This window comes from Candidatus Thiodiazotropha sp. AKAK2 (assembly GCF_058244685.1).
In genome coordinates, this window is record NZ_JBSYOP010000029.1 from 1 (window position 1) to 12,796 (window position 12,796).

A 12,796-nucleotide genomic window follows, 5' to 3' on the forward strand; every position below is an offset into this window, starting at 1 on the left:
ACCAAGTGGGGACTGCGCAGGTATCTGAATATGGTGCCACTGGAAAAACAGCAACTGGAAAATCAATTGACTGCTTGATCAACGAGACACCGCCAATGAAAAGTGCGAAAGACTTTTGACACTACCGTGCCTGAAAAAGCGCCCCTCGGCGTTGCTCGTCACTTATTTGGAACAATCAAAACTAGGCTCCACGTGCCTTGATTGGCGCTTTTTTCCCCACAACAAGGCCTATTGGGTTCATGTTAGCAGGCCCTAGTCAGTGCTTGTGTGTGACGGCTCAATGTAAGGCAAGTCGGCCGAAACACAGATCGGCAAATAAGTGTTTGGTATTGTGGATTAGACAAATTACAATACTATAATGTGTTGATATTGCCGATGTAAGTATCAACAGCACAAACTTGTGTAAATCAATTAACTGTGACTGCAGAGTAACACCCCTGAAGTTCAAATAGGGTTAGTGTTTGACGAGAGTGTTACGCCGTACTCTGAGTGGACGGGGTATGACCTGTCTTGGTGGTTACAAGCTAAATCCCAGTAACTAGTAGGGTATTTTCGTCAAGAGGGTTCTTCTTTCGGCGGCTAGTGTGAAAAGAGACGGTTTTTTACTGACTCGAAAGGGGGAAAGGTCCAAGCCGTGTAGATTGGGCCGGTAGCAATTGGCAAAAATAGGGTAGCCGGAATAAATGTCACTACAAAAAGAAGCGGTAAAAAGCATATCCTGGCTAGCCTTATTCAAATTTAGCAGTCAGATCATATCCTGGGTTGTCACTATAATCATAGCGAGAATCCTCCTACCTGATGACTATGCCCTCTCTGCAATGGCGACAATCATCACCGGTTACGCAGAAATATTCAGCGAACTCGGCCTCGGTGCCTCGATCATACAGAGAAAATTCAATTCTAGAAAAAACCTCGCATCGGTATTCTGGTTTGCGTTGTTCGTGAGTATCGGTTTTGCCGCATTGTGTTTTCCAATCTCCTATATCACAGCTGATATTTTTGATGAGCCGCAAATAATTCCCTTAACTCAGGCCGTGGCGGTCCTTTTTATCTTCTCCGGTCTTCAGGTCGTCCCGCTCAATCTGTTAAAAAGACGGCTGAATTTCAAGATGGTCGGCCTGATTGAGATGAAGTGCACGATCATTTCAAGCATAGGTATGGTAATTATCGCAATGCTCGGGGGGGGGGTCTGGGCTCTGGTCGGAGGACGGATAATTCGAGGTGCGGTAAAACTTATCTTGGTATACCAGGCCGTCAAATGGAGGCCGCTGAGACATTTTAACTACTCCGAGGCGGCAGGCTATCTGAAGTTTGGGATATTGGTTGCGATGAGTAGTTCCTTTTTCTACTTATTCCAAATGTCGGATAGATATTTTGCGGGAAGAGCCTGGTCTCTGACTGAGCTGGGTTATTACCTGTTTGCCTTACAACTATCCCAACTGCCGACTGAAAAGATTGTGGTCTTAATCAATCAGGTTTCATATCCGGTGTTCTCAAAGTTACAGGATAATTTAGCAGAGATGAAAAGTTTCTATCTAAATGTAATCCATGTGACTTCATTTCTTGTATTACCTATCTTTGTAAGCGGGTTTTTGCTGGGTTATGAGTTAGTGGAAATCATCCTCGGCGAAAAGTGGCTTCCGATGACGACGCTTTTCGAGTTTCTGTGTCTGGTACAGATATTGACCTCACTGAGTGCGATTAACTCATTCGTACACATGTCGAAAGGGAAGCCATCCTACTCGATGTATTACTATTTGATCCTGACGCTAACTATGTCAGTCTCATATTATATAGCTGTTCAGTACGGCATGAATGCCATTATTTATCCCTGGATTTCAACCTATCTGGTTGTCGTGTTTGCCTGGATCTATTTCACAATGCGCAGACTCGATATCAATATCGTCGAATATTTTCGCTCTATAATGCACCCGTTGACTGCAACCATCTGTATGGTTATCGGTGTTTTACTCTATGAGCAGCATGTGGTGGTGTTGGCTGATTATAAAATTGCCGAACTGCTGACAAAAATCGTTCTGTCGATGGTCATCTACTTTGCCTATATCTACACTTTTAATCGAAAAATTCTCACCTATGCTCGAAACATGATCAGAAGAAAGGGGTAGTCATCGGGCTTTCGATTGGTGTTGCGAGCAGATCCCACGGGCAGAGTCGATACTCCCCAGGAGCCTGCCAATCGTAATCCAATCAGTCCTGTTGCCCCTGAAAGCGCCAATCAAGGCGGGAGGAGAGAGGTTAGATCATTCCAAATGAGCGATGCACAGCCCAGAGTGGCGCCCCCCAGTTGGGTAAAAAAGAGAGGGATGAGGCTATTACCCCCCCTAGCACTTTATCCTACGCTCATGTAGAGCAACTACACCGCGCACATTTTGTCTTGCTGGGCGAAAAATGGTCACAGCCGGGCTGATAGGATGGCGTTAACCGGCCCTCGTGTTATGGGGGCTAGTGAGGGAAGTCGAAACTTCCCTCAAGTGAAAGCCTATTGGTGGTTTTAACCGCTTCCGGAGTCTTTTAAATGGGCTTCTTGCGAAGTCGTCTGGCGCCAATGCCCAATATTCCGGTAGCCAGCAGGAGAATGGAGGAGGGCTCTGGTACAGAGATTGTACCGTCGTCATCATCGGTTGATGACTGCAGGTTGACTACGGAGATCGACTGTAGTGTCAGGGTTGAAGTGATGGCGCTATACTCTTCAAACCAGTTTTGAGCGCTCTCGACACCGGTAAAGCCGGTCATTCCTACCACCCAGTCGCTGATTGAGTAGCTGTTACTAATGCGTACATAGTTGTCGTATGCACCGCCAAACAGGGATGCACTACCGATTTCGGTGTTACCGAGTTTGAATTCCGCCGGACGGGTCGGTGTAAGATCCCTGTCTGTAGGCTGGATATGGTGGTCGCTGGCCAAGTCGGCATAGAAGTAATCAATATCCGATGTATCGGTGTAGGTATATTCATCACCTGCAAAGGTGGTGTAGGTTGCGTCCTGTTCTGTGTCCACGATAAATCTGTACATGGTGCTGTCATCGACGGTCAAACCGGAGTCTGCTACAGCGCCAGATCTATCTATGATTGATTTGATTGTTCCTTGAAAGGTGTAGTACATCGGTGTTGCCTGTGCATTCCCTAGCAGGCCAAGCAGGCCGGCCAGCACTATTCCGGATACCCTCTTCATCTAAACAGCTCCTTGAGTTAGTCCTTTGCATTGTCATAAAAACTTTACAGTTACAGGTTTAAAATCCACATCTAGGAATTAAAAGCAATATACGTGCCTACATAATGATATCAATGACTTATAAAAACCAAGTAAAACACATTGTAAAATTTTCCAACATTTTGGCGCCACCGGCACCCTTTCGGTTACCTGGATAGGTGACGGCAGCTTAGGTGTATTACCGGATGGTGGCTGGTAGATTGTTCACATGGATCGAGTGGCAAATTTACATCTTCGGGCGATCTGCCCCTGTTAACTTTTGTGTCAAGCAGAGTGATCGCTCCGGCCCCATCCGAATGTTGTATTTTTCCTAAGCGATGCTCAAAATAGGGTGTTTTGGATCAGTTGGGATAGGGTTTGCCTGTAGCGATCGCGACGATGTAAATAGTGGTGCCTTAACTCTTTGGGGTTTCGGTGGTTGTGCTGAGTGTATTTTATATTAAAAACAAAGAGTTGCATCACCATGAGCGCCTCTCTGGATTCAACTATCAAATTAATGGATAGTGAGCGAATCCAGAAAGAACTTAAGCCTGCATTTGAGGTCATATTCCACGATTAAATCATTGGATTAGGGGTGATTTTATGAGAGTTGCAACAAGCACTGTTCTAGCTATGTTGACAATGCTGGTTATCGGTTGTCAGGAGAATAATCAACTAGGGGGGGCTTCAATGCCTGTCGATATCGATGATGATTTGAAGGTGGTTGCGGATTCCAGGGTGTTCTTTGGACATCAGTCGGTTGGTAACAACATTATCGAGGGACTTGAATCCCTGGTGAGCAGCAGCGGTGTTGAGCTGGCTATCTCGGATTACCAAAACTATCAAGAAGAGAGTAAAGGCTGTCTGCTGCATAACGAGGTCGGTGAAAATACCGATCCGGTATCGAAATGTACCGATTTCGGCCGTATTATCGATGAGGAGCTGTCAGGAAAAATTGACTATGCACTCCTGAAATTCTGTTACGTTGATGTGACCCGGCGTTCTGATGTAAAGCAGGTCTTCGGTGACTATCAGCGTACTATTGACGATCTTATCGACAGGCACCCCGACATCACCTTTATCCACACGACTGTTCCCCTCATGCACACACCGAGCGGAGTTAAAGTGTGGATTAAAAAGCTGCTGGGCCGGGAGAATACCCGAAAATTGGATAATATAAAGCGAAACGAATTCAATGAGCTGCTGAGAGCGACCTATAGCACGGACCCGATAATCGATATCGCCAAGAGTGAATCGACCTACCCAGACGGTAGGCGTGAAACCTTTGAGGTTGACGGGAAGGCCTACTACTCGATGATCAGTGAATACACGAGCGATGGTGGGCACCTGAACAGTACCGGTCAATTCCAGGTTGCGAAGAGCTTTGTTCAGGAGTTGGCGCAAATCATTCGCACCGCACCAGCAGAAGTGGAGTAGTCTACTCTATACCCGGGAACCAAATAGTTTACTTTTAGGGCTGCAAGCCTGCCCTTGTTCAGAGCCACAGCGCAGTGCAAGGGCAGGCTTAAAGCCCCTAATATATTTGAATATGATTAAGATAGGCTGCAATCGCCACCTGACGACTGGGAAAGCCAACTCTATTTTTGCATTGTTTTGTAGTAGCGTTCGGGGCGTTTACAACGATAAAGAACATCAAGAACATAGGACACCCGCAGCTTGAAACTATCGATCATCATCAAGAAAATTATTGCATTCCTGCTATTCCATAGTGGCTATACGATTAAAAAAATTGATGAAAAAGTTGATGATGATCAATATTTTATATTGATGTACCACCGGATCGTGGAATACCGGGAGAGTCTCCAGGACGGGATGTATGTTCTGCCCGATACCTTTGATGCACAGATGCGCTATATCAGGGACAATTTTACGGTCCTGTCGATCTGTGAGTTGAATGAGATCATAGACTCCGGTAACTGGCGGCAAGGGGATGGAAAGCGCTATTGTGTCATTACCTTTGATGACGGTTGGAATGACTTCTATGAAAACGCCTTTCCCATTCTAAAAAAGCATGATCTGCCGGCGGCACTCTTCTTGCCAACCGGGTTTATCGACCACAATAGAAAGATGTGGATCGACTTGTATGGCGAATTGCTTTCGGCCAAGCTGGACCTCGGGCTACGCCCGGAGTTCACCATCTCCAGTAATCACAGCCAGATACTGGACTACCTGGTAAATCTGAAGGGGAGCTACCGGAGTCAGCTCGAAAACGGAATCAACGAGTTGAAGCGGTATAGTGGCAGTGAGATCGATTCGATTCTTTCACAGTTTGGTAATTTGATCGAGAAGGAGAGTCGTAGCAGGGAGTCGGATTTCGTCAACTGGAACCAGGTGAACGAAATGAAGGCGTCCGGTTTGGTTACTATCGGATCGCATACGGTGAATCATGAAATATTGACCAATATCGAAGATACGGGAGTGGTTCAAAGTGAGTTGCTCGACTCCCGGGATGAGTTGCTGGACAGAGCGGTCATGGATAGTCTCTGTATGACCTTCTGCTATCCCAACGGTAATCACTCAAAAGATCTATCCAAATTGGTGTCTGATTCCGGCTACCACCTTGCAGTAACGACTCAGAGAGGGTGGAACACAATTGACGATGATCGGGCCATGCTTAAGCGAATCGGTATGCACCAGGATGTCTCTTCCTCAGTGCCGATGTTTGCAACACGGATAAGCGGCATATTTTAAAAGCCCCTCGAGCCTATTCACTGTTTTTAGCAAAAAATGTTTGGTGATGGTAATAACTTGTTTGGTGTCAGTAGATGAATATATGCCATGTGATTAGCGGCGATCTATGGGGTGGTGCCGAGTCTCAGGCATTTAAGCTCATTATCGAATCGAAACTAAATGGGATTGACGTCTGTGTGGTTGTGTTCAATAAAACAAAACTGTACGAGATGCTGAAGCGCAGCGATGTCGACGTTTTCAACATTGATGAAGCCAGTAACAGCATCGTCTTCAGTGTTCTGAAGCTAAGGCGGATATTGAAGCAAAAGCGTATCGATATTATCCATGCTCATGGAATAAAAGAGCACTTAATCGGTGGAATCGCAGCGAAGCTGGTCGGCCGTTGCAAGGTGGTTAGAACCCATCACGGCTTAGGGAGGCTGAATGCCAATCGTTTGCTGCGATCCCTCGAGTTGTTGAACTCCATGCTCTTCTCCGATGCGTTGATCGCGGTTTCAAAAGACCTGGAACGGCAGTTGATCGGTAAGAGACATCCGAAATCCAAAATTAGTGTCATCCATAACGGTATAGATTGCAGATCGGTCACTCCCGCTCGTTCCAAACAGGAGGTCAGAAACGCTTTAGGTGTCGATGAGCATACCCGGGTAGTCGGTACTCTAGGAAGGATGGTGCCGGTCAAAGGACATAAATATCTGTTGCAGGCTCAACAGCGGCTACTTAGTTCCGGAGTCGATTGCGTAGTGGTCATTGCGGGGGACGGTCCGTTGATGGAGGAGACAAAACAGCTTGCGGCAGAGCTCGATATTGAAGCACAGGTCCGATTTCTTGGCCATGTTGACGAGGCGTACGACATATTAAGCGCATTTGACATTTTTGTCATGACCTCACTGCATGAGGGTGTACCGATTTCGATACTCGAAGCTTCCTGTCTAGGTGTGCCGCTTGTTGCAACAGCGGTGGGCGGTGTAACGGAGGTAATAGAAGACGGCGTCAACGGTCTCCTGATTGCCGCAAAATCGCCCACAGAGTGTGCCGACGCCTGTGCTCGGATTCTGGGTGACAGTAGCGTCAAAACGGGGTTGAGTGAAAATGCGAGGCGAAAAGTCGGCGATGAGTTCTCTTCGGAACGTTGTTTCACCACAACTAAAAAACTGTATGCAGAGTTGCTATAGTACGTGAAATTCTGCTGCAAGAGGTGAGTCTATCCACTCCCTAATGTTTGGCCGCACTGCTGCCGGATTAGGATCGGTTTTCGACGCTGTGGACAGACTCGATAGCCGGTTAGTTGTGCGGTATTTCGGGGGCGTAACAGCTTGCGTGTCAATGGTCTAATCCTAAAGCCGGTTACCGAGTCAAAATTATGGGTAAAAAGAAGAGCCTGAATAACATTTATTACCATCTGCCAGTGTGGCTGCAGAATGTTCTTATCTCAGCGTACGGGCTATATATCAACCAGATACGCCATGGTAAAAAATTTCACCAGGCGCTTGAAAAAGTAGAGTCAAACCTGGCATTGAGTAGCGTGGAGTTTGACCAATACCTGGTCGATCAATTGCGTGATCTGGTCGGTTTGGCAAAAGCCCATGTGCCCTACTACAGAGAGCGGTTCAAAGAGATTGAGCCACAACAGTTTCAAACGCTAGCTGATATTGAAAAACTTCCGCTTTTGGAGAAACAGTCGATAAGGGAGAACCCGTTAGACCTGGTGGATGAGCGGGAAGATCCCGAAAAACTTCATGTCATCCATACGACAGGCACAACCGGTACGCCCCTCAATATCTACTGTACCGCTGAGGCTAGAAAACTTAACTACGCCTTTTTTTCCCGCTATCTTCATCAGGTGGGGGTAACCTATAAAGACAGCCGGGTGACGATTGGCGGAAGAATTGTCGTTCCAAGCTGGCAGGAGAGGCCGCCGTTCTGGCGTAACAGCTATTTTCAGAAAAACCATCTTTTCTCTTCCTACCACTTATCGGATAAGTGGCTTCCTTTCTATATCGATCAATTGAAGAGCATCAAACCGTCCTATATCGATGCCTATCCGTCAAGTGTCTATACGATTGCCAAGTATGCCGATGATCACGATAACTCCCTATCCGGGATAACAGAGGCGGTGGTCACATCAGCTGAGACGCTTTACGAAAATCAGAGAGCATTGATCGAAAAACAGTTTGACTGTCGTGTCTACGATCAATATGGGGCTGCAGAAATGTGCGTTTTCATAGCGCAGTGCGAGCATGGAAGCTACCATGTCCATTCGGACTGTGCGATTGTTGAATTTCTCGATGAAAATGCAAAACCAGCCGCTGCGGGTGAGGAGGCCGAGGTGGTCTGTACCGGTCTCGTCAACAGAACCATGCCGCTGATACGATATAGGATTGGTGATAAAGTGGTGGTAGGTGACAATAACTGTAAATGTGGTTCTCACTTCCCTACGGTAGAGCGGGTTATCGGAAGGTGTGACGACTACATACTTACCCCGGAAGGGAATAAAATCGGCAGATTGAGTCCTGTCCTTAAGGGGTTTCCGGTTAAAGAGGCGCAATACAGACAGAGTATTGTGGAGGAAGTGGATGTGCTTCTGGTCAAGGATGTCGGTTATGGTGAGACTACAGAGAATGAGATCGTCAATGAACTGGCAAAAAGGCTGGGTAATAAAATTATCATCAACGTGAAGTATGTCGATAAGATAGAGCGGTCGAAAGGTATGAAGTTGAAGTCGATTGTTTCCAACCTGAAATAGCACCATCTTTGGAAAAAGTCTGGCGCAAATTGACGCTAGCTGATCGCTGCGAAGTTTTGTGATGGTTGGCCTCAACAGAGGCTATGTGACAAAGCATCAAATTATCAGATCCTCCTTAGAGATAATAAAAGAGCTGTGAATATGAAGTATGTAGGCGCACACGTTAGTGCTTCCGGTGGTGTTCAGAACGCACCTCTTAACGCTCAGGCGATCGGGGCCAAGGCATTTGCTTTGTTTACCAAGAATCAACGTCAATGGCGGGCGAAACCATTGTCTACCGAAACGATCGATAGTTTTCATGAGAATCTTGAGCAGGTCGGTATTGCGAGTAAATTTATCCTGCCCCATGATAGTTACCTGATCAATCTCGGCCATCCGGAGGCGGAAGGTCTGGAGAAATCGAGAGCGGCCTTTCTTGATGAACTGTTACGCTGTGAACAGTTGGGACTCTCGCTTCTGAATTTTCATCCCGGCGCAACCCTGAGGAAGATTGATGAGGTGCAGAGCTTGCAACGTGTAGCCGACTCTATCAACTGGAGCCTGGAGCAGAGCCAGGGTGTGACTGCGGTCATTGAAAATACCGCCGGTCAAGGCAGTACCTTAGGATATTGCTTCGAGCATCTTGCAGAGATTATCGACCGGGTCGAAGATAAATCCCGTGTGGGTGTCTGTCTCGATACCTGCCATACATTTGTTGCCGGTTATGATCTGCGCTCGGTTTCCGCTTGTGATAAAACCTTTGCTGAATTTGATCGCGTGGTGGGTTTCGGTTATCTGCGCGGTATGCATCTCAACGACAGTAAACCGGAGTTGGGCGCGCGGGTCGATCGCCACCATAGCCTGGGGCAGGGCAAGCTGGGTTGGGAGGTGTTCCGATATATCATGCAGGATCAGCGGTTTAATGATATCCCACTGATTCTTGAGACGATTGACGACAGCCTATGGGCCGAGGAGATCGCCAGCCTGTATGGATTTCAGAACTAAAATATTTGGCCGCCAGAACAATTATATGTAGACTTGCCCGTTTAGGATCAATAGGAAGCTACAGGATGTTGTGATGTCTCTGTTGGAAAATTTGAAACAGGAAGCTCGTAAACGACAAGAGGACGACAGCGCCGATTGTGAGGCGACCAGGCTGGAATCCCTCTACCAGTCACAATTCAAACCCTCGATGCAGTCAATTCTGAAGTATCTCTCCGAGTTGACGGATCAGCTGAAAATTCTCGAACATGACGTTTGCCACCAGTATGAGATGCCGGGACTGGGGCCGGTAGGCGGACTGCGCCATACCGAGTATGTGGTCAACGCGGACAGTTCAGAGAACACCCGGGTTGTCCGCTTGCGCTTCCAGTGTGTTTCAGACAGTGAACAGACCTTTGCCATTACCCCCAAGACCAAAGCGGATGAGGCGTGCGCCTTCCTCGATAGCCAGACCATGCGCTATACCGAGTGGCCGATTCGGGATCAGCATCAGCAGGTGGTCGGGCTGAATCTGCAGTTACCGGTGGTGGTCAAGGTGAATTTTGTTTTTCAGGCCGATCCGGAGTTGGGTTCGATTCGGATCTATATCTCCAATTTCAGAAGTTTCAAGGTTGAAAAGAGCCTAATCCAGCCACACAAGGTGGATGATGCCTGGCTCGACAATCTGGGGCACTATATCCTGCGCAACCGGGCGGATATGTACGATCTGCAGATCGATGATTCGGCCAAGGATGCGATTCGCCAACGTCTCCAGGATGCTAAACGGCAACGGGAGTTAGAGTTACAGGAGGCGCTCGCCCGAGAGCAGCTGGAACAGCAGCAGCAATCCAGCAAATCCCTGCTTGGAAAGCTGAAATCCCTGGCCGATAGGCTTTAATGCTGCATCACAAACTGCCGCTGTTATTGCCTTCGCTCAACCCTCGCATGGCTTTCTCTGGCTTCCCTTGCCAACTTGTCAGCTAGCGCTTTTTCACATAGGCTCAGGGAATGGTCAATTCCGGTGAATCATTACGCTGGTGGGTCGTTGCTGGGCTGTTGCTGCTGCAGTTTACAATCCCGTCACTGCTGTATGCCGATATGGTGCGTATCGGTGTCTTGAGTCATCGTGGGGACCAGGCAACGCTGAGGATGTGGGGGCCAACTGCAGAGTACCTCCATAGCAGTATTCCCGCTCACGATTTCATCATCCGGCCATTGAAATTCGATGATGTGAATCCCGCTGTCTCTGCCGGTGAAGTCGATTTTGTGCTGGTCAATCCCGGAATCTATGTCAACCTGGAGGTGAAATACCGGGTTTCACGCATCGCCACCCTCTACAATCGACGCAACGATGTCCCCTACAAGATCTTTGGCGGGGTAATCTTCACCCGCCAGGATCATGCTGAGATAAATACCCTGGCAGACCTTCGCGGTCATACCATGATGGCTGTCTACGATACCTCGCTGGGTGGTTTCCAGATGGCCATGCGGGAGATGATCGAGCAGGGCATCGATCCCTACACCGATCTGAAAGCGCTGCGCTGGGGTGGTATCCATGACCATGTGGTGATGTCGGTGCTGAATGGTGAGGTCGATGTGGGTACGGTGCGTACCGATATCCTCGAACGTATGGCATCCGCCGGTACCATCGAGCTGAAGGATTTCCATATCATCAACCCCCAACAGGTCGAAGAGTTTCCATTTGCGCTAAGCACCCGGCTCTATCCTGAGTGGCCCTTCAGTAAAGTGGCGCATACAGCCGACACGCTTGCCCAACAGGTTGCGGTTGCACTGTTGAATATGCCCCATGATCACCATGCGGCGCTGGCCGGCAAATATGCAGGTTGGACCATCCCGCTCGACTATCAACCCGTGCATGATCTGTTCATGACTTTGAAGCTACCGCCCTATCAGTATCTGGGCAAGATAACCTTGGTGGACGCGATCAGCCGCTATCGCTACTGGTTGCTGGGCGGTCTGCTGATGCTGCTTTTCATGGTGGTGATGACTCTCAAGGTGATGCGTCTCAATCAGGAGTTGAAAAAGGCCAAGGATCGTCTCGAGCTGCAACATGAGTTGATTCTCGATTCGGTGGCGGACGGTATCTATGGGGTGGATATGAATGGACGATCCACCTTTTTCAACAAGGCGGCAGAGAGGATCACCGGTTGGGGGGCGGAAGATGTGATCGGTCATAACCAACATGAGATTCTGCACCACTCCCATGAAGACGGCTCACCCCATCGAGCGGTCGACTGCCCGGTCTATCAGACCTTTCGTGATAATAAGCCACGCTTTATTTCAGACGATGTCTTCTGGCGTAAGGACAGCACCAGTTTTCCGGTGGAATACAGCAGTACTCCGATCAAGGATGAAGGGGGCAAGACCATCGGCAGCGTGGTGGTGTTTCGGGATATCACGATGCGTAATCGGGCCGAGGAAGAGGCGCGCCAACATCAGATCGAGCTGGCGCGGGCTGGCAGGCTCAGTACTCTTGGCGAGATGGCATCAGGCATCGCCCATGAGCTGAATCAGCCGTTGACGGCCATTTCGACCAATGCCCAGGCGAGTATGCGAATCCTGGAGTCCGATCCAACCAACACCACTGTCTGTGTGGATGTGATGGAGCGGATTGCCGCCCAGGCCGATCGGGCTGGTGAGATTATTCGTCAACTGAGGCGGTTTGTACGCAAAGAGCCCCTGGAGAGCTCTCAGGTAGACGTCAATGTTCTGGTCAATGCGGTAGCGGTATTGATCCGCCCCGATATCACCCGTGCCGATGTAAGGCTCATACTGGATATGCAACAGCCGCTGCCAACGGTGCTGGTGCAACCGATTCAGATCGAACAGGTGATACTCAACCTGGCGCGGAATGCGATTGAGGCCCTCTCTGAACTGGATGATCAGGAACGGGTGCTGCATATCGGTACCCGGCTGCAACCTGGTGGGACAATCCATCTCTGGGTGAGGGACAATGGGCCCGGTATTAAACCGGAGCTGGAAACAACCCTGTTCGATCCCTTCGTCACCGGTAAGTCGGACGGTATGGGGCTGGGGCTCTCAATCAGCTACGGGATCATCGAGGCACACGGTGGTAAACTGTCGATCAACCGTGACTATCGGGACGGTGCCGAGTTCAGTTTCAATTTGCCAATCGGGGAGGTTGCGTAA

At 48.7% G+C, this 12,796-nt stretch carries 9 protein-coding genes; 8 read left to right on the forward strand and 1 reads right to left on the reverse strand.

What is annotated here, in order from left to right:
- Nucleotides 1-683 precede the first annotated feature (683 nt).
- Entirely contained in the window at nucleotides 684-2,126 is a 1,443-nt protein-coding gene (locus AC4IE8_RS12540; protein ID WP_068991083.1) for a lipopolysaccharide biosynthesis protein, read from the forward strand.
- A 406-nt stretch (nucleotides 2,127-2,532) separates the two neighbouring features.
- Here the strand turns inward: AC4IE8_RS12540 and AC4IE8_RS12545 are convergent, their stop codons facing one another.
- Complete coding sequence (locus tag AC4IE8_RS12545) at nucleotides 2,533-3,192, reverse strand: PEP-CTERM sorting domain-containing protein (protein WP_083226035.1); 660 nt, start codon at nucleotides 3,190-3,192, stop codon at nucleotides 2,533-2,535.
- Between the two features lie 708 nt (nucleotides 3,193-3,900).
- On the opposite strand from AC4IE8_RS12545, the gene AC4IE8_RS12550 reads away from it, so the two are divergent.
- The 7 genes from AC4IE8_RS12550 to AC4IE8_RS12580 all read left to right on the forward strand — a co-directional run bounded on the left by AC4IE8_RS12550 (nucleotide 3,901) and on the right by AC4IE8_RS12580 (nucleotide 12,796).
- A complete protein-coding gene (locus tag AC4IE8_RS12550) occupies nucleotides 3,901-4,647 on the forward strand; it encodes a hypothetical protein (RefSeq protein ID WP_490791159.1) in 747 nt (248 codons plus the stop codon).
- Nucleotides 4,648-4,887: 240 nt separating this feature from the next.
- Nucleotides 4,888-5,922 carry a polysaccharide deacetylase family protein gene (locus AC4IE8_RS12555; protein ID WP_490791160.1) on the forward strand — a complete coding sequence of 345 codons (1,035 nt, stop codon included), beginning with the start codon at nucleotides 4,888-4,890 and terminating at the stop codon, nucleotides 5,920-5,922.
- A 74-nt stretch (nucleotides 5,923-5,996) separates the two neighbouring features.
- On the forward strand, nucleotides 5,997-7,094 hold the full coding sequence (locus AC4IE8_RS12560; RefSeq protein WP_068991094.1) for a glycosyltransferase: 1,098 nt from the start codon (nucleotides 5,997-5,999) through the stop codon (nucleotides 7,092-7,094).
- A gap of 188 nt (nucleotides 7,095-7,282) precedes the next feature.
- A complete protein-coding gene (locus AC4IE8_RS12565) occupies nucleotides 7,283-8,665 on the forward strand; it encodes a phenylacetate--CoA ligase family protein (RefSeq protein WP_068991096.1) in 1,383 nt (460 codons plus the stop codon).
- A gap of 141 nt (nucleotides 8,666-8,806) precedes the next feature.
- Complete coding sequence (gene nfo / locus AC4IE8_RS12570) at nucleotides 8,807-9,649, forward strand: deoxyribonuclease IV (protein WP_068991102.1); 843 nt, start codon at nucleotides 8,807-8,809, stop codon at nucleotides 9,647-9,649.
- Nucleotides 9,650-9,722: 73 nt separating this feature from the next.
- The gene (locus AC4IE8_RS12575; protein WP_068991104.1) at nucleotides 9,723-10,523 is read left to right on the forward strand and encodes a hypothetical protein; all 801 of its coding nucleotides are present in this window, start codon (nucleotides 9,723-9,725) and stop codon (nucleotides 10,521-10,523) included.
- 110 nt (nucleotides 10,524-10,633) lie between these two features.
- Nucleotides 10,634-12,796 carry a PhnD/SsuA/transferrin family substrate-binding protein gene (locus AC4IE8_RS12580; protein WP_490791161.1) on the forward strand — a complete coding sequence of 721 codons (2,163 nt, stop codon included), beginning with the start codon at nucleotides 10,634-10,636 and terminating at the stop codon, nucleotides 12,794-12,796.